This is a genomic window from Ruegeria sp. CDSA079 (assembly GCF_059612245.1).
The window spans coordinates 30,713-54,458 of the sequence record NZ_JBXWQF010000001.1; the positions used below are offsets into that span (position 1 = coordinate 30,713).

19 protein-coding genes and 1 pseudogene are annotated in these 23,746 nt (G+C 57.2%); 8 read left to right on the forward strand and 12 right to left on the reverse strand.

All coding sequences use genetic code 11. The features are described 5' to 3' along the window. Positions 1-14 precede the first annotated feature (14 nt). Positions 15-1,928: an ABC transporter substrate-binding protein gene (locus AC2FJZ_RS00165; RefSeq protein ID WP_496775647.1), complete on the reverse strand. Its 1,914-nt coding sequence runs from the start codon at positions 1,926-1,928 to the stop codon at positions 15-17. Then, the gene (locus AC2FJZ_RS00170; protein WP_496667639.1) at positions 1,921-3,693 is read right to left on the reverse strand and encodes an ABC transporter ATP-binding protein; all 1,773 of its coding nucleotides are present in this window, start codon (positions 3,691-3,693) and stop codon (positions 1,921-1,923) included. The genes AC2FJZ_RS00165 and AC2FJZ_RS00170 overlap by 8 nt, the downstream gene beginning before the upstream one ends. Before the next feature lie 233 nt (positions 3,694-3,926). Here AC2FJZ_RS00170 and AC2FJZ_RS00175 point away from each other — a divergent pair, with 233 nt between their 5' ends. From AC2FJZ_RS00175 to AC2FJZ_RS00205, 7 genes are all read left to right on the forward strand, one after another. Next, entirely contained in the window at positions 3,927-4,424 is a 498-nt protein-coding gene (locus tag AC2FJZ_RS00175) for a class I SAM-dependent methyltransferase (protein ID WP_496775648.1), read from the forward strand. An 18-nt stretch (positions 4,425-4,442) separates the two neighbouring features. Next, entirely contained in the window at positions 4,443-5,072 is a 630-nt protein-coding gene (locus AC2FJZ_RS00180) for a glutathione S-transferase family protein (RefSeq protein WP_496775649.1), read from the forward strand. Positions 5,073-5,185: 113 nt separating this feature from the next. Beyond that, complete coding sequence (locus AC2FJZ_RS00185) at positions 5,186-7,588, forward strand: GcvT family protein (RefSeq protein WP_496775650.1); 2,403 nt, start codon at positions 5,186-5,188, stop codon at positions 7,586-7,588. Between the two features lie 2 nt (positions 7,589-7,590). After that, entirely contained in the window at positions 7,591-9,135 is a 1,545-nt protein-coding gene (locus AC2FJZ_RS00190; RefSeq protein WP_496775651.1) for a trimethylamine methyltransferase family protein, read from the forward strand. After that, positions 9,136-9,810 (forward strand): TetR/AcrR family transcriptional regulator, encoded by a 675-nt coding sequence (locus AC2FJZ_RS00195; RefSeq protein ID WP_496667634.1) that lies wholly within the window; start codon positions 9,136-9,138, stop codon positions 9,808-9,810. Then, entirely contained in the window at positions 9,807-11,111 is a 1,305-nt protein-coding gene (locus tag AC2FJZ_RS00200; RefSeq protein WP_496775652.1) for an NAD(P)/FAD-dependent oxidoreductase, read from the forward strand. The genes AC2FJZ_RS00195 and AC2FJZ_RS00200 overlap by 4 nt, the downstream gene beginning before the upstream one ends. Before the next feature lie 56 nt (positions 11,112-11,167). Beyond that, positions 11,168-11,899, forward strand: a complete 732-nt coding sequence (locus tag AC2FJZ_RS00205) for a hypothetical protein (protein WP_496775653.1) — start codon at positions 11,168-11,170, stop codon at positions 11,897-11,899. A gap of 6 nt (positions 11,900-11,905) precedes the next feature. On the opposite strand, the gene AC2FJZ_RS00210 is transcribed toward AC2FJZ_RS00205, so the two are convergent. Beyond that, on the reverse strand, positions 11,906-12,268 hold the full coding sequence (locus tag AC2FJZ_RS00210) for a DUF3307 domain-containing protein (RefSeq protein WP_050603344.1): 363 nt from the start codon (positions 12,266-12,268) through the stop codon (positions 11,906-11,908). 245 nt (positions 12,269-12,513) lie between these two features. Here AC2FJZ_RS00210 and AC2FJZ_RS00215 point away from each other — a divergent pair, with 245 nt between their 5' ends. Next, positions 12,514-15,510 carry a cyclic nucleotide-binding domain-containing protein gene (locus AC2FJZ_RS00215; RefSeq protein ID WP_496775903.1) on the forward strand — a complete coding sequence of 999 codons (2,997 nt, stop codon included), beginning with the start codon at positions 12,514-12,516 and terminating at the stop codon, positions 15,508-15,510. A 3-nt stretch (positions 15,511-15,513) separates the two neighbouring features. Here the strand turns inward: AC2FJZ_RS00215 and AC2FJZ_RS00220 are convergent, their stop codons facing one another. The 9 genes and pseudogenes from AC2FJZ_RS00220 to AC2FJZ_RS00260 form a co-directional block, all read right to left on the reverse strand. Next, complete coding sequence (locus AC2FJZ_RS00220; RefSeq protein ID WP_496667679.1) at positions 15,514-15,801, reverse strand: ArsR/SmtB family transcription factor; 288 nt, start codon at positions 15,799-15,801, stop codon at positions 15,514-15,516. 112 nt (positions 15,802-15,913) lie between these two features. Further along, entirely contained in the window at positions 15,914-17,146 is a 1,233-nt protein-coding gene (locus tag AC2FJZ_RS00225) for a mandelate racemase/muconate lactonizing enzyme family protein (RefSeq protein ID WP_496775655.1), read from the reverse strand. 24 nt (positions 17,147-17,170) lie between these two features. After that, positions 17,171-18,265 carry a Zn-dependent alcohol dehydrogenase gene (locus AC2FJZ_RS00230; RefSeq protein WP_496775656.1) on the reverse strand — a complete coding sequence of 365 codons (1,095 nt, stop codon included), beginning with the start codon at positions 18,263-18,265 and terminating at the stop codon, positions 17,171-17,173. 82 nt (positions 18,266-18,347) lie between these two features. Next, positions 18,348-19,547, reverse strand: a complete 1,200-nt coding sequence (locus tag AC2FJZ_RS00235) for a TCR/Tet family MFS transporter (RefSeq protein ID WP_496775657.1) — start codon at positions 19,545-19,547, stop codon at positions 18,348-18,350. A 189-nt stretch (positions 19,548-19,736) separates the two neighbouring features. Further along, a pseudogene (locus AC2FJZ_RS00240) lies at positions 19,737-20,360 on the reverse strand (alpha/beta fold hydrolase); the annotation flags it as partial. Between the two features lie 12 nt (positions 20,361-20,372). Beyond that, a complete protein-coding gene (gene pcaD / locus AC2FJZ_RS00245; protein ID WP_496775659.1) occupies positions 20,373-21,161 on the reverse strand; it encodes a 3-oxoadipate enol-lactonase in 789 nt (262 codons plus the stop codon). 60 nt (positions 21,162-21,221) lie between these two features. Beyond that, positions 21,222-22,196: a threonine ammonia-lyase gene (locus tag AC2FJZ_RS00250; protein ID WP_496775661.1), complete on the reverse strand. Its 975-nt coding sequence runs from the start codon at positions 22,194-22,196 to the stop codon at positions 21,222-21,224. After that, positions 22,193-23,023 (reverse strand): alpha/beta fold hydrolase, encoded by an 831-nt coding sequence (locus AC2FJZ_RS00255; RefSeq protein ID WP_496775662.1) that lies wholly within the window; start codon positions 23,021-23,023, stop codon positions 22,193-22,195. The genes AC2FJZ_RS00250 and AC2FJZ_RS00255 overlap by 4 nt, the downstream gene beginning before the upstream one ends. Continuing rightward, positions 23,023-23,709, reverse strand: coding sequence for a haloacid dehalogenase type II (locus AC2FJZ_RS00260; RefSeq protein ID WP_496775664.1), 687 nt, complete (start codon positions 23,707-23,709; stop codon positions 23,023-23,025). The genes AC2FJZ_RS00255 and AC2FJZ_RS00260 overlap by 1 nt, the downstream gene beginning before the upstream one ends. Between the last annotated feature and the right edge of the window lie 37 nt (positions 23,710-23,746).

Here is a 23,746-nt window from a genome sequence, read left to right on the forward strand (position 1 = left end):
GTTGCTGCTCCTGCTCAGTCGGCGAAAAAGAACTCATCCGGGCGATGGACACCAAAATGCGCGCCGGGTTCCCATGCCCACATGGCCTGTTCCGGCACGTTGCGCAGACGGTTCGAGACAACGATTGGCTGTGGTGCACCGTTCAGGATGCCAATCGCATACAGTTGATCCGCATGGATTTTCAGCATCTCCGTCCATGCAGCCGTGCGTTCTTCAGCGCTTGAAGCGACTTCCCAGTCATGAGCCAGTTCCATCAGGCGTGCGGCTTCGGGCAAATCGGGGGCTTCGCCAACTTCACCACCTGTCTGGTAATACTGACCCCATTTCGGCCAGGCCAGAAACACCTGATCTGTGGGTGCCAGATAGGAGGGTGACGTGTGTGCTTGCGGAATGCCGTCATCCCATCCATACCAGACCGACGCCATCGAATTGCCGGCAAACACCCGGTTGCGCAGAATGTCACGGTCCAGAGGGCGCATCACCAGTTTGACCCCAATGTCGCGCCAGTTGTCGGTGACAATCTGCAAGGCATTCTCGACTTCTTGCCGTTCACCGGCGGTTTCGATGATTAACTCCATCGGACGGCCATCGGGCAACAGACGGATGCCATGCTTGTTGCGCTGATCCAAGCCAGCCTCGTCCAGCAGGGCATTGGCCTGATCGATGTCGAACTGCGCCCAAGCCTTGGCATTGTCATCGTTGTAGAAAGGTGAGGCGGGCAGGACCGACATCGCGGCGGGATGTGCCAGTTTGAAATACAAAGCCTGATTGATCGTATTCCGGTCGATCGCCAACGACAAGGCGCGCCGCACACGAACATCACGAAGCACTTCACGCCAGACGTCATCGGAAAAGTTAAGATTGGGATAGATCGCGATTTGCGATGCCACCCCGGTTTTCCAAAGCAGCGTCTTGTAGCCGCCTTGTGCCTCGCCTTTTTTCAGGATCGATGCATCGCGAAAAGCCAGACCACGGCCTTGCAAATCGCTCTCACCGGCATTGGTTTTCGCGGCCACCAGACCGGGGGCCACAATCTCCATCTCGACTACGTCGATATAGGGCAGCTGCACCCCATTACTGTCGATACGGTGGTAATAGGGGTTACGCACAAAGTTATGACGGATCTTTTTGCCCGAACTTGCGTTTAGCCAAGGCTGCAGTGTCGGCAATTCGTGGTTGTCGAATTTGTAGAGGTTGTCCAGCTTGTTGTGCAGCGCGGCCCAGCTTTTGACCCTTGCATCTTCAACTAGAAAGGCAAGTTCCTCGGGATCGGCGTATTTCTCGTGGTACTGTTTGAGGAAGGCGGACGGCCGGTAGATAAAGGGTGGCCGTGCTTGGGCCAGCGTTTGCAGGAAATCCGGATTGGGATCCTCCCATTCGAAGATCACTGTGCTCTCGTCCGGGAAAGCAACCGTGGGTGACTTGCCGTCGACGATCAGAAATTCAAGCGGGCCCGAAGGGCTGAGCAATTCGTTATTGGCTACGTCTTCCCACCAATAGCGGAAATCTTCCGAGGTGAAGGGCGATCCGTCTGACCATTTGTGACCTTCCCGCAGTTTCAAAGTGAACTTGCGATTGTCTTCATTTTCAAACGAGGCCAGCAGGTCAGGAACAATTTCATAGTCCTGATTGTAACCGACGAGGCGAGCATACCCGTAGACAACCATGTGGCGGATATCTTTCGACCGCGTCACCATCGTACGCAGGGTGCCGCCTTGGGTTCCGAATTCGCGGCCTTTAGCGGCCAGATCAACAACCAGCGGTTCTTTGGGAATGCGCTCTTCAATGGGCGGAAGATTGCCGGCATCCACCTCGGTGCTCCAGAAGGCGCTTTCCTGAGGCGTAGGAAGGGTTTCTGCCGTAGCGGGCAGCATCCCCGACAGGGCCAGTGCTGCGGCCAGGATCAGGGGGCGAGTGGTCTTAAACATGGCAACGTACCTTATGGCCCGGTTCCAATTCCACCAGTGAGGGTATCACGGTGTCCGAGAAACGAAAGGCTTCATCCCAACTATCCGGCGCTCCGGCCCCCAGAGAAACCAGTTTCAGGTCGATCGGGCGATTGATGTCGGGTTCGGGTTGAGCGGCAATCAGCGCCTTGGTGTAAGGATGGCGTGGATTGTAGAAAAGTGTTTCGGGCGGGGCCTGTTCGACAATCAGACCGCGCCGCATAACGGCAACTTCGTCAGCGATCCGGGCGACAACGGCCAGATCGTGGGAAATGAACAGGTAAGACAGGTTCAGACTGTCCTGTAGGTGTTCCAGCAAGGACAGGATCTGTTCCTGAACCGAGACATCCAGAGCCGATGTGGGTTCGTCACACACAATCAGCTGCGGGTCCAGCATCATGGCGCGGGCCACGGACAGGCGCTGCCGTTGTCCGCCGGAAAAGGCATGAGGATAGCGTTTAAGCATGTCTTCGGTCAGGCCAACGCGCTGCAACATTTCGGCGGCCTTGTCACGCTGTTCGGCTGTTGTGCCGATCCTGTGGATCTCAAGCGGCTCGGTCATCGCGTCCTGAATGCGCATTCGGGGGCTGAGCGAGCTGTAGGGGTCTTGAAACACCATCTGCGCCTTGCGCTGAAACGCCGTGCGCTGGGCGCGGGTCATGCTGTGCACGGTGATAGGATCGACGTCGGGCGCGGTTCGAAACAGAACTTCGCCGCCGGGATCGGGCAATTCGGCACCAAGGGCAATCCGGGCCGCAGTCGTTTTTCCCGATCCGCTCTCACCGACAATGGCCAGCGTCTTGCCGCGTGCCAGGTTCAAGTCAACGCCGCGACAGGCATAGATCGCCTTTTCGGACTGCCATCCCTTGCTGGATCGCATGGTATAAGTCTTGGACACGCCCGTCATCTGAAGAATCAGATCTTCGTTCGGCATCGGAATACCCACGGCATCCTGATCCGGAATTTCAGGTGCGGCATCGAACAATTGCTTTGTATAGGGGTGCGCCGGGGCGGTGAGGATCGGCGCGGCTGGGCCTGCCTCCATGATGCGGCCCTTGTGCATGACGACAACCTGTTCGGCCATATTGGCAACGACGCCAAGATCGTGCGTCACAAGGATCAGCGCCATGCCGGTCTCGCGCTGTAATTCCTTGATAAGGCCCAGAACCTGCGCCTGTGTAGTTACGTCCAGCGCCGTGGTTGGTTCGTCCGCAATCAGCAGTTCAGGCTTGGATACCATCGCCATGGCGATCATGGCGCGCTGACGCATACCGCCCGACAGCTCAAACGGGTAGGAGTCATACGCGCGCTGTGGGTCCGGGAAACCCACGCGGTCAAACTGGGTCAGAACTTCTTTGCGGGCCTCGGCTTCGGACAAGCCGCGATGCAGCCACAGGACCTCGCTGACCTGATTGCCGATCTTGTGAAGGGGAGACAGCGAACGCATGGGTTCCTGAAAAATCATCGAAACCCGATTGCCGCGAACGTTGCGCATCTCGCGTTCAGAGACCGACGTCAATTCACACATCCCTTTGGAATCGTTCAGGGTAATAGTGCCGCTGCGGATCTGTGCCGACCGGGGTAGAATACGCAATGCAGCCCGGCATGTGATTGTTTTGCCCGATCCGGATTCACCAACCAGTGCAAGTGTCTGACCGGCCTCAACGTCGAAGTTCACATCCGTGACCACGGAATTGCCCGTACCAAAGCCAATGCTGAGGTTTCTGACGGACAACAACGCGTTCATGCGGGTTTTCTACCCGTTTGGCCAATAGGTGACATCGGTTAATTCAACTCCCCGTGATTTTTTCGTCAGTGTCGCGCGGTTCCGCCCATCTAGTCAAACCCGTTCTTATGCTGAAATGTCGCGGAATTGTGAAACTTTGGGCTTCATCGCTACACAAAGTCTTGAGAATTTGTCATCTAGGGCCGCATCGGGCGCATCTATGCTTCCGAATAGTATCAAGGAGATATTTGCCGGTGTCCGAGAATCAAAGCCGCCTGGATCTGTTTATCGACCGTATGGTGTCGCAACGTGCCTGTCTGGACTACGCGATCGCGCGCACTGCGGATATGGCCGGCCCGGTGTTCGAACTTGGCCTAGGCAATGGCCGCACGTATCACCATCTTGTGCAGCACATCGATGAGCGTCCGGTATATGTATTCGAACGCGCGGTCGCCTCGCATCCCGACTCGACCCCGCCCGAGGATCGGGTGATTCTGGGCGATGTGCGCGAAACGCTGCCAGCATCCGTTGACCGGTTTGGCGCAACGGCCAGTCTGATCCACGCAGATCTGGGCGGCCATAACCGCGAAAAGAACGACAAGTTTGCGCGGTTCGTGTCGCCGTTGATCGAACCATTGCTGGCACCGGGTGGCCTGATGGTTTCAAGTGATCGGATGTATTTCGACGGGTTGACAGAAATGCCGTTGCCTTCAGGCGCAGTTGACGGGCGATGCTTCATCTACCGCCGTTGATCGGAAAGGGCCGCAGGAATGATTTTCTACGATTGCTCAACGGCCCCCAACCCTCGTCGCGCACGCATGTTCATTGCGGAAAAAGGGCTTGAAGTAGAGACCCGAGAGATCTCGATCGCTGAAGGCGCGCAACTGAGCGGGGAGTTCCGCTCTGTCAATCCACACGCAACAGTTCCGGTTCTGGTCACGGATGACGGCACGGTTCTGACTGAGAACCTGGGTATCGCCACATATCTTGAGGCGCGTTGTCCAGAACCACCTTTGATGGGCCGAACCCCGGATGAAAAAGGTCTGGTCCTGATGTGGAATGCGATTGTCGAACAGCAGGGCGGTGCGCCCGTTGCCGAAACCTTGCGCAACAGCCACCCTGCCTTCAAGGATCGCGCCATTCCTGGCCCGTCAAACTATGTACAAATCCCGGAATTGGCGCAGCGTGGAAAAGACCGTGTGGCGCGGTTTTTCGATCTGTTGGAGGCCCGGTTGACGGAAAGTCGATTTATCGCAGCGGATGGGTTCACTCTGGCCGATATCTCTACCTTTGTTTTTGTCGATTTTGCGCGGGTGATCAAAATGCGAATCCCTGAGGGCAACGCAGCCACAATCGCGTGGTTTGAAAACATCCAGTCCCGCCCCAGCGCCAACCTTTAGCTACCAGGTTTCCAGGACGTTATATCCCGCCGACTTAGACTGTACAGAAATGTCTAGACAGAGGTGAACAGTGCTACTAGCGTCTACCCAGATTCTGTTTTGGGGAGGTTCGGATGAAATCGCAGTATCGCGTTGTGGTCATTGGGGGCGGGGTCGTCGGAGCCTCGGTTCTGTATCACCTGGCTAAGTTTGGCTGGTCCGATGTTGTGATGCTCGAGCGGCGGCGACTTGCATCGGGCTCCTCGTGGCACGCGGCTGGCGGCATCCATGCGCTGAATGCGGACCCGAACATGGCGACATTGCAGGCCTACACAATCGACCTGCTCAGCGAGATCGAAAAGGAATCGGGCCAGAATATCGGTTTGCATATGACCGGTGGACTGACCCTTGCCGGAACGCCCGAACGGTGGGAATGGTTGCAGGCCAATTACCGCATTTTCCAGTCTATCGGCATTGACGATTGTGAGTTGCTGACACCGCAAGAGGCGCAGAAACGTTGCCCGATCATGTCCACCGATGGCGTTCTGGGGGCCATGTGGGCGGACCGCGAGGGATATATCGACACAACCGGAACAGTGCAGGCTTATGCGACAGCGGCCCGGAAGCGCGGTGCTGAGTATTATGAGGAAACCAAAGTCGAGGAACTGATCCAGACAAATGACGGCTGGCAGGTTGTAACCGACAAGGGCACAATCACTTGCGAACATGTGGTCAATGCCGCGGGCTTGTGGGCCAAACAAGTGGGTCGCATGGCTGGGGTCGAGCTGCCGGTCTCGCCTTTGAAACACCACTATCTGATTACCGATACAGTTCCAGAGATTGCACAGGCAGATTTCGAGATGCCGATGACCGTGGACCTCGAAGGGTTCACCTATATGCGGCAGGACCAAAAGGGTGTTCTGGTTGGCATCTACGAGGTCGATCACGAACACTGGGCCATGGACGGCGCGCCCTGGACCTATGGGGAAGAGTTGTTTCAGGAACAACTGGACCGGATCGAGAACGAATTGACGCTGGGCTTTGAACGCTATCCGTCAATTCAGAACGTTGGCATCAAGACATGGGTGAACGGGGCTTTTACGTTCTCACCGGATGGTAATCCGCTTGTCGGGCCAGTCCCGGGCAAGCGCGGCTATTGGTCGGCCTGTGCGGTGATGGCGGGCTTCCTGCAGGGCGGCGGTGTTGGCAAAACACTGGCCGAATGGATGATTCACGGTGAACCCGAGGCAGACGCCTGGTCAATGGATGTGGCGCGCTATGGCGACTTTGCGCAGAACAAACGATACATCAGAGAAACCACTGGGCAGTTCTATTCCCGCCGTTTCGTGATGACCTATCCGAACGAACAACTGCCCGCAGGCCGCCCGCTCAAGATGGCCCCGGCGCATGACGCGATGACTGAGGCGGGCTGCAAATGGGGCGTCAGCTGGGATCTGGAGGTGCCACTGTATTTTGCGCCAAAAGGGTTCGAGGAAACGCCGACGCTCAAGCGATCCAATGCGCATGACATCGTGGCCGAGGAATGTAAGGCCATCCGCGAAGGGGTGGGCCTTATGGATATCTCAGGCTTTTCTCGGTTTGAAGTGACCGGCCCGAATGCCCAAGCGTGGCTAGACAAGGTGATGGCCTCGAAACTGCCTGCGCCGGGGCGTGCAAAACTGGCCCCCATGCTGGGAGAAGACGGGCGGCTCAAGGGTGATTTGACCGTGTTGAACTGGGGCGACGGCACCTGGTGGATCATGGGCAGCTATTATCTGCGCACCTGGCACATGCGCTGGTTCGATGATCACATGATCGACGGCGTTGATCTGCGCGATCTGGGCGAGGAATACTGCGGCTTTGCCGTGGTTGGACCGAATTCGCAGGCTGTGGTCGAGAAGTTGGCGGAACAGGACATCTCTGGCCTGAAATTCATGGGGTGTGGTGATTTCGACATCGGCCTCGTCCGGGCACGCGTGGCTCGTATGTCGGTGACGGGTGAAAAAGGGTATGAACTCAACTGCCGCTATGGTGACCATATCAAACTGCGCCGTATCTTGTTGGATGCAGGAGCCGAAGAGGGCATTCGAGAAGTTGGTTTCAACGCCATGGGGTCGACCAGGTTGGAAAAAAGCTTTGGCATTTGGTCTGCGGAGTTCACGCAAGCCTATACACCCGGCATGACCGGCATGGATCGCTGGATCGATTGGGAAAAAGAGTTTGTCGGCAAAGAGGCCGCGCTTGCTGAACGTGACGGCAATGGTCCGGCACAGGTGCAGGCGACGTTGCAGATCGATACGGTTGACGCGGATGCCAGCGGGTACGAGCCGATCTGGGCCAATGGTGAACGCGTAGGCTTTGTGACTTCGGGCGGCTACGGGCACTATACTGGCAAGTCGTTGGCGATGGCCTTGATCGATCGCGACAAGGCTGAGCCAGGCACGGAATTGTCCGTCCATGTGGTTGGTGTGGAACGGTCCGCGCGCGTGATTGCGCCGTCGCCCTACGACCCGCAGGGCAAAGCGATGCGAGGCTGACCATGACAGCGCCGGACCGAGGACGCAGGCGGCGAGGGCGGGGGGCTGAGGCTGCCCCGCAGCCCAGCCGCGATGTGAACTATTGCCAGCTCAGGAACCCTTTCCCGCAAATGGAAGTCTTCCCAGCGGATCAGATCGCCGACATGCATGAGACTGCTTTGCGCACGTTGGAAGAGCTGGGTGTAAAAACCTTGCTGCCCGAAGCACGCAAGCTTTTCAAACAAGGTGGCGCGCGCGTGGATGAAGACAGCGAAATGGTCTTCATCGGGCGCGAGATGGTCGAGGCCGCCGTGGCCTCGGCCCCCAAATCCATCGCCTGCCACGCCGGTGCGCGGCGTCGGGATTTCACTCTGGAACTGGGTTCGCTGGTATTTCAACCGGGCGCAGGCGCGCCGAACGCAACCGATCTGGAACGGGGGCGACGCCCCGCGACAGGTCAGGATTATCTGGAGTTTCTGAAGCTTACGCATCATTTCGATGTATTCCAGATGATCTCGCCTCAGGTCGAGCCGCAGGATGTGCCAACCCATCTGCGCCACTATTTTACCACGCAAGCGCAGATGGAGTTGACGGACAAGTTCCCGTTCTTTTTCTCGCGCGGCACACCCCAGGTGATGGATTGCTTTGAGATGCTGTCCACAGCCCGCGGCCTTTCGGATGATGAGTTTCAAGGCGACGCGCATTGTTACACGATCATCAACACCAACAGTCCCCGCACGTTGGATATTCCAATGGCGCAAGGTCTGATCGACTTTGCGCGGCATGGTCAGATGTCGATCATCACGCCATTCACCCTGATGGGTGCCATGGCGCCGATTACGGTGGCCGGGGCGATCACGTTGTCCCATGCCGAGGCGCTTGCCGCTTTGACCCTGACGCAACTAGCCAAACCCGGTGCTCCGGTCTGTTATGGAACGTTCACAAGCAATGTGGACATGAAATCTGGTGCCCCAGCATTCGGGACGCCTTCGCATTTCCAGGCCTCTCTGGCGGCGGGCCAATTGGCGCGGCACCTTGGCTTGCCATGGCGGTCTGCTGCCGGATCCGCGTCAAACATCAACGATGTACAGGCGGCGAATGAGAACCAGTTCGGCCTTTGGGGCTGCCTTATGTCTGGTGCAACCGTGATCATTCACTCCGCTGGCTGGCTCGAGGGCGGATTGACCGTGTCCTTCGAAAAGTTGGTCTGCGATGCAGAAGTGCTCAACATGGTGGCCGAGCTCTGCGCGGGCGCACAGGCGGGCAACGCCGAGATCGGTTTTGACACAGCCTTGCGTGAGGTCGAGCCCAGTGGTCACTTCTTTGCCTCAAGTCAGACAATGGAGCGCTACAATACTGAGTTCTATCAACCACATCTCCATGACTATGCTAACTTTGGTACGTGGACTGAACGTGGCGCAGTGGATGCCAACAATCGAGCGACGGCTGTTTGGAAGGGCATCCTAAACGACTTCAAGGCACCCGCCGATGACAATGATCGGTTGGGTGCGTTGCGCGACTTTATTGATCGCCGTACCGCCGAAGGCGGCGCACCGCCGGAGAGTTGAATGAAAACTAAACCTGTCCTTCATCGCGATGATCCCGAGGCCGAACCCTTGACCGGCAACGTCAAGGTTACGCGTGACGATTGGCTGAATGTGGCGATGGATGTGCTGATTTCGGACGGCGTGGACCAGATCAAGGTTCTGAACCTAGCCGAACGGATGGCCGTATCGCGCTCATCTTTCTATTGGTACTTCAAGTCGCGGCAGGAGCTGATGGATGCCCTTCTGGCCCGCTGGCAGGCGACCAACACTGCAGCGTTGGTCGCACAGGCCGAAGCCCCGGCCGAGACAATCACGGCGGCGGTCTGCAATGTGCATCGGTGCGTTGTGAACACCGATCTGTTTGATACCGCACTGGACTTTGCCGTGCGCGATTGGGCGCGCAAGTCTGGCAAAGTGCGGCGGGCGCTGGACCAATCGGACGCGCGACGGCTTGAGGCACTGCACGCCATGTTTGCCCGTTATGGCTATTCCGAGATCGAAGCTGAAACCCGCGCGCGTGTATTGTATTACATGCAGATTGGTTACGATCTGGCGCAATTGAACGAACCCATAGAGACGCGGATTTCTATGGTTCCGCATTACCTCTACGCTTTCACCGGCGTTGAGGCTAAACCCGAAGAAATTGAAGAATTCAGCGCATATTCAATGCGTTTTTGGAAAGGAGACCCGACATGAGCCAACCAGACGCAATCATCATCGGCACGGGCGTGATCGGCGCGGCCATTGCGTTCGAGATGTCCAAGGCGGGGTGGAAAACTCTGTCGCTGGATCGGAACACTCAGGTTGGGCACGGCTCAACCGCCGGGTCCTGTGCAATAGTCCGAATGCATTATTCCACATTCGACGGAACGGCTTTTGCGTGGGAAGGCTATCATTACTGGCGCGATTGGGCCGACTATCTGGGTCTGTCAGAGGGCGCCAATCTGGCCCAGTTCCGCGAAACCGGCTGCCTGGTCATGAAGACCGAGGCGAACGGGATGCTGGAAAAACACATGCGCAATTCTTCCGATTTGGATTGTCCGTTCGAGGAATGGTCGGGTGAGAAAGTGGTGGAACGTCTACCGGTTTACTCACTGGACAGTTTTGCCCCGGCGCGCCCTATGGATGATCCCGAGTTCGGACAGCCCAATGGGCGCAAGATGACGGGTGGTGTTTATTGGCCTCAGGCGGGATATGTCACCGACCCTGCGTTGTCGGCGCAAAACCTGATGGACGCAGCGAAACGGCATGGGGCCGAGGTGCGAACAGGTGCTGAAGTCACGGAAATCCTGACCGAGGGCGGGCGCGTTTCCGGCGTTAAGCTGGCGTCGGGCGAGGAATTCCACGCCAAGGTTGTTGTCAATGTTGCGGGACCGGGCTCGGCGATCATCAACGAGATGGCCGGTGTTCTGGACGACATGACCATCAAGACCCGGCCCTTGCGGCAAGAGGTTGTCCACGTTCCCGCGCCTGAAGGGTTCGATTTCGAAAATGACGGAACCATCGTGTCGGACAGCGACATCGCGTGTTATTGCCGCCCGGAACATGGCAACCATATACTTGTCGGATCGGAAGACCCGGAATGTGATCCGCATCAGTGGTGCGAGGACGATGTGAACTATAACCGAGAGTTCACTGACCAATGGACCACGCAGGCTATGCGCTATGCGCAACGAGTCCCCAGCCTTGGTATTCCGTCGAAAACGCGGGGCGTTGTTGACCTCTATGATGCGTCTACCGACTGGATTCCGATCTATGACAAATCCTGCCTGCCGGGGTTCTACATGGCCTGCGGTTCCAGCGGGAACCAGTATAAGAATGCGCCGATTGCGGGTAAGATGATGACGGCCCTGATCGCCTATTGCGAGGGTGGCGCTGATCACGACGCAGAGCCGCTGCAATTCGAGTTGCCTTATATCAAGCGGAACATTGATGTGGGATTCTATTCGCGCAAACGTCCGATCAACGAAGAAAGCAGTTTCTCGGTGCTGGGCTAGCCCATAGCCGTAAACGATCTATGTCATGCGGGGCTGGCAAAGAAGGTGGCCCTGCTATGACCGACAAACAGACCAAAGTTCTGATCCTGGGCAGTGCCCCGTCGGCCATGGAAGCGCGGACATGGTCGCGTAAACCCTTCACACATATCGTCGCTATCAACAACGCGTGGCGAATCCGCAAGGATTGGGATTATCTGATCCACCCCGAAGATTTCCCACATGAAAGGCGCCCGTCGGACACAACGGACGCTGAGTGCATCGTTACGGCGCAAGACTATGTTCCTAGGCAGAACGCATATGGCGGGTTTGTCTATGCTGGTGGCACGATGGCGTTCACGGCGGGGTATTGGGCGCTGTCGGCTTTGAAACCGGATGTATTGGCGTTTTTTGGATGCGATATGATGTATTCGGGTTCGGCGCGGACCCATTTTTATGGGACCGGAGCTGCAGATCCGTTGCGGGACGATGTAACCCTGCGATCGCTTGAAGCCAAGTCTGCGCGTCTTGGGCTTTTTGCTGCCGCACAAGGATGCAGAGCCGTGCGGTTGTCCAATGGGCCCAGTCGATTGGTGTTTCCCTCGGTCAGCCTGTCTAATCTATCTGCGCTACCTATTGTTGACACAACCGGAATGCGTGCAGCGCGGCAGGTTGAGCATGACCTGGGATATTATGTCGGTTCAGGCAGGTACTGGGAAGTTGAACACAGGTTCGATCCAACAGAAATCGACGCGTTGGATCGGATGTGGCTTAGGGCCTTCAGGGCAGGAGTTGTGGATGACGCGGCTTAACCTGCATCAGCTTGCGGCAAAAGTGACCCAGGCCCAGACCATCGCCACATAAGTCAGGTTGTGCATCAACTGATCCAACCCGGCGGCGCGCCAAAAGGCGGCTTGTGTCGGCTTAAGCTGGTTTTTGTCAGAATAGCTGGCTTTGACGAAATCGATATTGAAATGGATGATCCACTCCAGCGCTGCAACGATCAGGATGAAGGACAGCGGTGCGCCGAATATGGCAAACACAAGGATTGAGCCCAAAACATGCACCGCTGCGTGTTGAGCCCGTCCCAAATGAAAATACTCACCTCGTCCAGCAAGCATTTTCGGAGTCTGGAGGTAATAGTCAGCGAACATATGCTTTACAAGCAACAGGCAAAGCATGAGGAACACTGCGCCAAAACTGGCAGTCAAAAGAACCCTCCCGATATCGTCCTGATGCCCACTCTAGGCAAATAAAAGGGCATACGTAAATGAACTAGTTCACATAAGTTTAAGAATTCGCATTTTGGGGAAAGAAATTGCTTATTATGTCTGGATGGCAGTAGAGTCATGCTGTTGAATTTGCGTGGATAACATCTGAACCGCGTCGTCGGTCAACAGCAGGGGCAGGTTCCATAGAACGCACGATTTTCCGCTTTATCTGGAAGTATTCCAAGCGCGACCAGTTGATCTTGCTGGCCGTGACAGCGACGTTGTTCCCGCTGCTTTATCTGACACTGGAACTGCCAAAACGCATCATCAACGACGCAATTGGCGCGCCGAACCCGGACGTGATCGTCTTGGGTTATACGATGACACAGACGAACTTTTTGCTGATCCTGTGCTTTGCCTTTTTGGCGGCCGTGCTGGGGCATGGCCTGATGAAAATGCGCATCAACACAATGAAAGGTGTGTTGAGCGAACGGATGCTGCGGCGCTTTCGCTATCAATTGATCAGCCGTGCCCTGCGCTTTCCCCAACCTTATTTTGAGCGGGTTAGTCAGGGTGAGATGGTGTCGATGATCACCGCTGAAAGCGAACCGATGGGCGGGTTGATGGGCGATGCGATCAGCCAGCCGGTTTTGCAGGCCGGTCAGATGATCACGATCCTGACTTTTCTCTTTTTGCAAAGTATATGGTTCGGCTTGGCCGCGGTGGCGCTGATCCCGTTGCAGGCTTGGCTGATTCCCAAACTGCAACGCCAAATCAATCTATTGAACAAAAAGCGTATTCAGGAAGTGCGGATTCTTGCCGCCCAAATTGGTGAGAACGCTGCGGGTGCGGCAACCCTGCGTACAAATGGTGGCTGGCGTTATCGCCGCGCGATGATCTCGGATCAGTTGGGGCGGTTGTTCGGCATCCGGTTTGAAATCTACCAGAAGAAGTTTTTTATGAAATTCATAAACAACTTCATCTCTCAGCTGACCCCGTTCATGTTCTATCTGGTGGGTGGACTGCTGGTGCTGCAAGGTTCAGTGTCGCTGGGGGCGTTGGTCGCGGCGCTTGCTGCCTACAAGGATCTAAGCTCGCCCTGGAAAGAGCTTCTGACCTACTACAACCAGACGCAGGACATGTCCTTGCGCTGGGACGTGGTGATCGACCGTTTTGGACCCTCAGGGATGCAGGACGAAGCATTGTTTGAGGGCGAGCCTGAAGCGCGTCCACATCTGCACGGTGATATTGTTCTGGATCATGTGTCGGTCCGGGACATGGACGGCAATCAAGTGCTGGACGATCTGAACCTCAGCTTTCCGGGAGGCAAGACGATTGGCATTTCCGCCCCCAGCGAAGAAGATCGCCGTGCAATCGCCGAACTTCTAACGCGTGAAATCTTGCCCAGTGGCGGCAAGGTTCGGATCGGGGATGTGAACCTGGCCGAGCTGCATCAGGGTGTCGTGGCAGCACGCATCGGCTATGCCACGTCCCGACCCGTGATGTTTCAAGGCACGTTGGGTGACAATGTGATGATGCCGATGCGGTTCCGGCCACTGGAAGACAGTACGGATGACCCCGGGTTTCCTGAAACCTTGCGGGCAGGAAACAGTTCCGATCCGTTTAATGTGGAATGGCTTGATCCATCTCTGGCCGGATTTCAGGATGCAGTGGCGCTACGGGATTGGTGGTTGCAACTGGTTGACGGGATGGGCTCGGGTGCGGCCCTGTTCCAGCGCGGAGCCGAACAAAGCTTTAACGCGGCCGAGCATTGTGAGCTGGCACAAAAACTGGTCGAACTGCGACGGCTTGCACGCAAGGCCGTTCAGGACGCGGGTCTTGAACAACAGGCGTTGATTTTCGACCGCAATCTGTACAACCCGGCCCTGCCTGTGGCTGAGAACCTGCTGTTTGCCACGCCCCGTGTGCCAGTGACACACGCATTGCTGGCAGAACAGAAAGTCTTTCTGGGCCAATTGCGAGAATTGGGGCTGGATGAAACGCTGATTGCTTTGACCCGCGACGTGATCGAAATGTTGCGTCAGATCTTTGGTCTCGATGGGACGGATCACCCGTTGTTCCGTAAGCTCGGGTTGGATGCGAAGACCTATGAAGCTGCCGTTGATTTGGTGGAACAGACCCGCAAAGAAGGTTCGGCGGGGCTTGATGATGAACAGTTGGCCAACATGCTGGCGGTGCCCTTTGTGATCTCGGCCGAACAGATCGGGCCAGCGTTCACCGATGAGCTGAAGAACCGCATTCTCGAACTGCGGCACAGCCATTCCGAGAAGCTGATGCAGCGTCTGAAGGACGTTTTTGTTCCGCTGGACCCAGAAGTTTACGCCCCGGGTCTGACTGTCATGGAAAACGCGCTGTTCGGCAAAGTCAGCCAGATTGGCGGCGCCCGTTCCGATGAAGCTCGTAAGTTGATTGTCGATTTGCTGGCCGAAAACGGAGCGCGGCCATTGGTTGTTGAATTGATCTATGATGTACCGTTGGCCTTGGGCGGTCAGAATCTGCCAGCGGTGTTTGCAGAGCCGTTGGCCTTTACGCGTGCAGCGATCAAGAAGCCGGACATCCTGGTCCTGGAAAACGCCTTGGCCAGTTACGACATGAAAACTCAGGTGGCCGTCTATAAGAAGCTGCGTGAGTTGCTGCCGGATACAACTGTCATCTACCTGAACGATCAGTTTGAAAACCCCGATGTGTTCGACATGTTCGTTGAAATCCGGCAAGGTCGTGTGGTCTCGGACGGAGGACCGGTAGACGTGGAGGAAGACAGCGCAGCATCGGCAGACCTGGCGCGGAAATTGCGTGCTCTGGAACAGACCCCCCTGTTTTCCGGTCTGGACCGACGGCAGCTGCGCCTGTTGGCGTTCGGTGCGCGTTGGTTCGAGGCCGAGCCTGGGCAGGTGGTGTTCCTGAAAGACGACCAACCAACCGATGGTGCCTATGTTGTGCTTGAGGGTGAGGCCGGTCTGTACCTGCCACAGGATCAAGGGCCGGATCAATTGATCACCACAGTTGGGCCGGGCGCTTTGGTCGGAGAGCTGGGCCTGATCCGCAAGGAACCGCGCGCGTTGAGCATGGTGGCAGAAACTCAGCTGTCCTGCCTGCGGATTGGTGAAGAGGAATTCCTGGCCGTCGTCGAAAACGACGCTGCAACCGCATTCAAGCTGCTTCAGGTGATCGCGGGTTATGTTTCCAGTTAGGGGTCAACTGTCCTCTGCGCAAAACAGATCGTACAACAAGCTGATCAGTTGTTCAGTGTTCCCGTCACGCAGGGAATAGTAGATCGTCTTGCCGTCTCTGCGGGTCGAGACCAGCCCCTCTTCGCGCAGGCGGGCCAGCATCTGGCTGACGGCGGCTTGCCGCAACGCAAGCAGGTCCTCAAGCTGACCCACGGATTTCTCACCGTCCCCAAGGTGGCACAAGATCATCAGCCGCCCTTCATGGGCCAACGTCTTGAGGAACGCAGCCGCGCGGGCGGCATTGTCTTTCATGTCCGGCAGAGTGTTTGTACTGCGCGCCTGAGGATCGGTTTCTATAAGTGCCACGTTTCGATCATTGTTCCGAATATTATTGGATCAATATGCCTCAAACACGCAGGTGTTGTCACCCCTCGGTTGCCGGGGCACCACCTTGAAAAGCGTTGCCGTTGACGTAATCGCAGGGGTTTTCCTGCATTTGCAAGTGTAAGTCGCGGCCATCATAGGGATTCGCGCGGGCCAGGGCTTCGTCGACATCAATACCAAGGCCCGGCGCTGTTGGTGCGGTCACGAACCCGTCCTGAACCCGAATGGTCCCTTTGATCAATTGATCGTGGAACGGTGTTTCGATGGATTCCAGCAACAGCAGATTAGGGATCGATGCGGCCAGATGGATATTGGCGGCCCATTCCACCGGCCCTGCATACAGATGCGGAGCCATCTGAGCGTTGAAGACTTCGGCCATGGCTGCGACTTTCTTCATCTCCCAGATCCCGCCCGCGCGCCCTAACGCCGGCTGCAGGATTTCCGCAGCTCCGGCTCGTAGAACAGCACCGAATTCGGCCTTGGTCGTCATCCGCTCTCCGGTGGCGACGGGGATGCGGACATTGCGGGCAACGCGGGCCATATCTTCGATCATGTCTGGCGGCGTGGGTTCTTCGAACCAGAGCGGCTGAAACGGTTCCAAAGCTTGCCCCAGCCTGATGGCCCCGGCGGTGTTGAATTGACCATGCGTGCCGAACAGCAGATCGGCCTTGTCGCCAACGGCTTCGCGGATCGCCTTGCAGAAGGCAACGGACATGGAAATGTCGCTCATCGCGGGCATGTGGCCACCCCGGAGCGTGTACGGGCCTGCCGGGTCGAATTTCACGGCGGTATAGCCGCGGCGGACCATTTCAGCAGCCGTTTCGCCCGCCTGTTCGGGAGAAGTCCAGAAAACGGTCAGGTTATGCTGGGGCAGGGGGTAAAGATAAGTATAGGCCCGGATCCGATCGTTCATCTTTCCACCCAGCAAAGCATAGACCGGGCGGTCACGATCCTTGCCCAGAATATCCCAACAGGCGATCTCCAACCCTGAAAACGCGCCCATCACTGTCAGGTCCGGTCGCTGGGTGAACCCGCTGGAATAGGCGCGACGGAACATGAGCTCGATGTTTTCTGGGTTTTCGCCCTGCATATGCCGTTCGAACACGTCCTGAATGACATGGCGCATCGCCTCTGGCCCAACAGACGAAGCATAGCATTCGCCCCAACCGGTGATGCCAGTATCTGTCGTCAGTTTGACCAGTATCCAGTACCGCCCACCCCAGCCCGGTGCAGGCGGGGCGGTGACGATAATGTCGAGATCCTTCAGTTTCATACTAACTTCTCCCGTTTGGTCAGCTTAGGTCCTGTCGAACAGGATTACATTTCGCTTGGCCGATCCGGTTTTTGTGTCGGCGATGGCCTCGTTGATCTGATCAAGGGACCAGCGACCCGAGATCAGCTCATCCAGCTTCAGGCGCCCCTGTTCATACAGGTCCACCATCCAAGGAATATCGCGCTGGATCACCACGTCGCCCATCTTCGACCCAACAACGCCCTGACCAAGGGCCGCCAGAACAACGGGTTCATAACTGGCCATGTCACCGGAATGCGGCATCCCGATCATGATCGCCTTGCCGCCACGTCCGAGATAGCGCGGCGCCTGATCATAGGCAGGAATCGCGCCGACAGTGATCAGAACCGCATCTGCGCCGCGTCCACCCAACGCCTTGTAAGCGGCCTTCCACGGTTGGTCCAAACTGGCCAATACGCCGTGGGTCGCGCCGAACTCTTTGGCGATCTCAAGCTTTTCCTCGGTCATATCCACGGCTACGATCCGCCGCGCGCCAGCGATACGCGCGCCCTGAATGGCGTTCAGGCCAACGCCGCCGGCACCAATGACCACGACATCCTGGCCGGGGCGCAAGCCTGCCGCGTTCACAGCAGCCCCAACCCCGGTGATCACACCGCAGGACAACAAGCTGGCAAGGTCCTTGGGTAGGGTTTCCGGGATTTTGACAATCTGGCGGTGGCTCACCACAACTTTTTCAGCAAATGCGCCGCATGCCATGGCCTGTTCGAGCGGGTCGCCATCACCGGTTTTCAACGGGCCTTCGACGGTATCGTATGGTGTTTCGCAGATTGTTGGTTTTCCGCCCGCGCAACTGGGGCATGTTCCACAAGCACGGATCAAAGTGACAACCACGGGGTCGCCGACTTTGAAATCTCCTGCGCCCTCTCCGACCGCGCTGATCACACCTGCGGCTTCGTGGCCGTAGACGGCGGGCAGGAACCCACCCCAGGCCCCTTCGGCAAATGATATATCCGAATGGCAGATGGCCACGGCGTCCAGCGTTACCTCGATCTCGCCCGCGCCGGGGGCAGCGAGCTGAATTTCTTCGATCACCAAAGGTTCGCCAAAGGCCCGACAGACTGCGGCTTTGATTGTTTGCATGTTGTCCCTCATTCCCGTTGGTTTCACGGTGGCGCGGGAAACAGCAGCTCGCAAGGCAGAAATCGCCATTTTTATGTCGTTGTTACGCCACGACAGGCCGGGACCTGCGAAACAACAAGAACCCTGCCAGCATCAGTACAAGTGCCAGCAGGAAGGGTGCGCCGGGTAGATAGAGCGGGGTGTCGGGCCGGATAAACTGCGCGAAAACTGAGGTCATCAGCAAAGGTGAGATCACCATCGACAGCGCGTGCAATGCGGTTAGAACGCCCTGCAATTCACCTTGCTGCGAATCCGGCGTGGCCTTGGACATCATGGCCTGAAGGGCGGGTGTGATGACCGCTCCGATGGCCGTTATTGGAATGAGAAGCAGCGCGATGAGGCCGTTGGTGAGAAAGGCCAGAAAGGCGAAGCTTATGATCTCAAAACCCATCCCGAAGATGATTGTGCCCCGCTCGCCCAGAAACCGGATGGCGGGCCGGATCAATCCGCCTTGCACAATGGCCATGCCGATACCGTAGACACCCAGGGAAAGGCCAATCATCTGCGGGGACCATCCGAACCGCTCGGTCGTGAAATAGGACCAGATCGCAGGGTAGACGTAGATGGACACCGAATACAGGAAATAGACCCAGAGCAGCGGTCGGATACCGGGTAAAGCGGCAATGGCGCGCAGCGAATTGAGAGGGTTTGCGCGTTGCAGGCTGAAAGCGCGTCGGGTCTTGTCGGTTACGGTCTCGGGCATTACGAGGCAGCCGATGCAGAAGGTCAGCGCCGCCAAACCGGCAGCGGCCCAAAACGGTCCACGCGTGCCATATTCACTGAGCAATCCACCGATGACAGGCCCAAGGACGAAGCCTATACCAAAGGCAGCACCCAGGAGGCCAAAGTTCGCGGCCTTGTCCTTGGGGTCGGACACATCTGCCATAAACGCCGCAGCGGTGGCATGGGTGGCAGCGGTTATACCACCTACGATCCGACCAATCAGCAACAGCCAAATGCTGCCTGCAACAGCCATGACGACATAATCCAGTGCCATGACAAATAGGGACACCAGCAGAACGGTTCTTCGTCCGTACGCGTCTGAAAGGTTTCCAAGAATGGGTCCGAAGATAAACTGAATCGCGGCGAAGGCTGTGCTCAGCACGCCCCCCCAGATCGCTGCATTGGCAAGCGTGCTGCCCTGAACCTCGACAATCAGTTCCGGCATGATCGGCATCACCAGACCGATGCCCATGGCGTCGATCATGACGATGCTGAGGATGAAGAAAAACGGCAGACGCATGGGACCCGGCAAGTGAACTGTTCAGCGCACCCTAGGCAGGCTTGCCGAATGAGGAAAGAGAGAGTTCAGCGCCGATCAAAATGCCGTCGCGATAGGTTAGGGCAGTCTGTCCGCCAGTTCGGACAGCATTTTCGCAAGCTCGCGTGGGTGCGAGAAGAACGGGGAATGCGAACTGTTGATCGTGCGGCGCAGATCTTCGGGGATGGGGTCGCTCATCTCGGCTTGGTATTCCGTTGGGATTGTGCGGTCGTCGATGGTGCGAAGGTAGGCTTTGGGCACACTGTCGAAATTTGCACCCGTTGGAAGGGGCGTTTCCTGTGGGCGAATGGCCTGAGGGCACAGGCGCGCATAGGCATAAGGCAGGATGCCGTCAGGGCAATCATGGTAGAATAGCTGGGGGATAGCCTCGGCGGAAACGGTGTATGACATCCCATCCGGGGATTTTTCAACGGCGTGGGCGATGGTCTGTCTCGTGCCAAGCCTGCGCATCTCGGCCATGGCCAGGCCGTTTTTGGGCACATAGGCGCACAGATAGATCAGCGCGCGCATCGCGTTGGGTTGCGCCTCGGCGGCGGCGCTGATCGGATAGCCGCCCCAGGAATGGCCAACAATGATTGTATCCGACGTGCTGGCGTGCAGTACAGCGTCGCGGCAGCTGTCCAGCGTGACCTCGTCCACTGGTGTTGGGTCTGCCCCATGGCTGGGCATGTCGATGGCTTTGACGGAATGACCAAAAGCCTCAAGCGCGGGGATCAGGTCGCGCCAGCACCATGCACCGTGGCATGAGCCGTGGACCAACAGGAAAGACGCCATTGCCGTTCTCCTTCAGATATGTCCGATTTCGGTCAGAAAACCAGTCAGGATTTCTGCGTATTCCTCTGGTTTTTCAACGCAGGGCAAATGTCCGGCCCGGCGGATCAGCCGGAACCGGGACCCCGGGATTAGATCGACGGTTTCCCGCACCAGATCGGGGGGTGTCGATCCGTCTTCGCTGCCTGCAATGCCCAAGGTCGGCAGGCGCAACCCGCTTGTTGGGGTATAGAAATCTGTGCCTGCAATGGCCGAGCAACAGCCCAGATATCCCTCAGCCGGCTGGCCCACCATCATGTCGTGCCAAGGCAGGTGGTATTGCGCGGTGCGAAAATCACGCGAAAACCAACGTTCCATCGTTGCATCGGCCAGTGCTTCGATCCCGCCTTTACGCACGGCCTCGATCCGATCCTGCCAGACCGAAGGAGTGGCGATTTTGGCGGCTGTGTTCGAAAGGACCAATCCGCGGATCTGGTCCATGCGCTTGATGGCAAGCCCTTGTGCAATCATCCCACCAATGGATAGTCCCACGAAAACACAGTCGCGGACCTGTAGGTGATCCAGCAACGCCTCAGTATCGCGTATCAATGCGCCCATCGAGTAAGGCGCGGGCGGCACCGAGGATTTCCCGTGACCGCGTTTGTCGTACCGGATCACACGCAGCCCTGCTGGCAGATGTGGCAGTACCGCGTCCCACAAATGCAGGTTGGTTCCCAGGGAATTGGCGAACACCAAAGGTGCCCCGTCTGTTGGGCCGTCGATGCGGTAGTTTAATTGCACGTCGCCAAGATCAGCGATTTTCATGACTGGCTTCCTTGTCGCCATGGCCTTAGGGGTGCAACATGCACATGTTATGCATCCCTGTCAGGTCAGGAATTCCAACGCCCTTGCAAATACTGCGGGATCGACGTTGCCGCCAGACGCAACCACAATCACGTCGTCACCTTCGATCTGATCGCCTCGGAACAGGGCCGAGGCCAGAGCCACCGCGCCGCCGGGTTCCAGTACGATCTTGAGGCGCAGAAAGGCCAAAGCCATAGCGCGCAAAGCCTCTTCTTCCGTGACAGACATGCCCGGACCGCACAGACGGTTGAGAATCGGAAACGTTATATCACCTGGTTGCGGCGTTAGAATAGCATCGCAAATGTTACCCGAAGCCGCTTTGTTGTTTTGAATCTGGCCTGATGCCAGTGATCGTTTGACGTCATCGAAACCTTCCGGTTCACAAGGGCGCGCGCGCAGGTTTGGCGCGTGTTTCTCCAAGGCCAGAGCGATTCCCGAGGTCAGGCCGCCCCCGCCACAACAGACCAGCACATCCGCCTGAGTTACCCCCAGATCCGCTGCTTGCTGGGCGATTTCAAGCCCGGTGGTGCCTTGACCTGCAATAACCTGAGGTTCGTCATAAGGTCGGATCAGGGTCAGGCCGCGCTCGGCTGCAATGCCCTCGCCAATTTCTTCCCGTTTTTCGATTGCGCGGTCATACAAGACAACCTCGGCCCCGAGTGCACGGGTATTTTCGATCTTCAGACGTGGCGCATCCGACGGCATGACGATGACCGATGCAATGCTGTGTTTCGAGGCCGCCATGGCAACGCCTTGCGCGTGGTTGCCCGAGGAATACGCGATCACACCGTTCTTGCGTTCTGCCTCATCCAGCGCAGAAATTGCAGACCATGCCCCCCGAAACTTGAAACTACCGGTATGTTGTAGGCATTCCGGTTTAATCAAAATCCGACGTCCGGCGGGCTTGTCGAGAAAAGGGGAAGACAGGATCGGTGTCTTGCGGATGTGTCCGTTCAGCCGTTCTGCTGCGGCTTCGATCATCTCAATTGTGCTCATACGTCGTTCTTCAATACCTTTTGAATTAAGTCCAAAGATTGAGGTTCGTTTAGAAACGGAACATGCCCGCGATCGGGAACTTCGGTTGAGATCAAGCCCGGATGGCGGTCGTGCATTTTGGCAATGGTATCAGCGCTCAGTACGTCTGAATTTGCCCCTCGGATTACACCTGTTGAAATGTTGCTCAGGGCGTCAAAGAACATCCACAGATCAGGCGTGGCCCCGCTTGCGGCTTGCTCGATCAGCGCCTTGCGCAGTGCAGGGTCGTAGCGCAGAGCCAAACCATTTTCCTGTTTTTCGTACTGAATTTCGGCCTGCATGCGCCAGGTTTCCAGCGGAACACCAGGGAATTGAGGCTCCATTACCTGTTTCAGCGCCACTGCGGCCTCATCATAGGTTTTTGCAGTTGGCTGCGCGCCCACATAAGCCATGATTTTGGCAATGCCGGATAGTTCAATGACAGGTCCAACATCATTCAGGATCACCCCGGCCAACCGTTCAGGATGACTCGCGGCCAAAGCCATCGCAATCAGACCACCCCGCGACGTGCCCAGAACAAAGGTTTTCTCGATTCCCAGAAAATCCAGCAGCTCAATCGCGTCATGCGATTCGCGAAAGATGTTGTAGTTCATGAAATCGGCGTCATAGCCCGACCGACCGCGCCCCCTGTAGTCCATTGCAATCATGCGCAGGTCGGCGGCATGAGGGGCAAAAAACGAAAAGTCGCGGCTGTTTCGGGTCAGACCAGCCAGACACATAAGCGGCGTACCGGTGCCGGTGTCCTCGAAATAGATGCGTTGGCCATCTGTGGTTGTGAAGTCTGACATCAAAGCCCTGCTAATTTCGGGATCGAGGTTAAATCGGACAGCACGTGCGCAGGTGTCCACGGCAGGCGGTCCATCGGCTCGGCAGCCCTGTTGACCCAGGCGGTGACAAAGCCGTACCCGCTGGCGCCGGCAGCGTCCCAACCGTTTGAACTGACGAACAAAACCTCATCGCGCGCGCAGCCAAACCTGTCTTGTACCAGATCGTAGACCTTGGCATGGGGCTTGAAGATACCGACACTTTCTACCGACAGCACGTCATCCAGTACCTCGCCGATGCCGGCAGATCGAACCGCACCATCCAACATGGGCGGCGATCCGTTGGACAGAATCGCCGTTTGCATCCCGCCATCTTTAAGCGCTTTCAACATGTTGGGAACTTCGGGGTAAGCCTGCAGTTCCCAATATAAATCAAGCAGGCGCTGGCGCAGTTTTGGGTCGCCTTGGAGGCCAGTGGCTTCCAGCGCCCAATCCAGCCCGTCCTGAGTGACATCCCAGAAATCGGCATGTGCGTCGGCAACGGCACGCAGCCATGTGTACTGCAATTGCTTCAGACGCCAATGCCCCGCGACCGCGGGCCATTTGTCTTTGAGGGCTTCAAATCCCGGTTCGTCCGCAGCCTGGCGGGCTGCTGCTGCAACGTCGAAAAGTGTTCCGTAAGCGTCGAAGACACAGGTGGTGATCGGCATGTGATCCTCCTCTGATCGCGCGCAGGTTGGCACAACA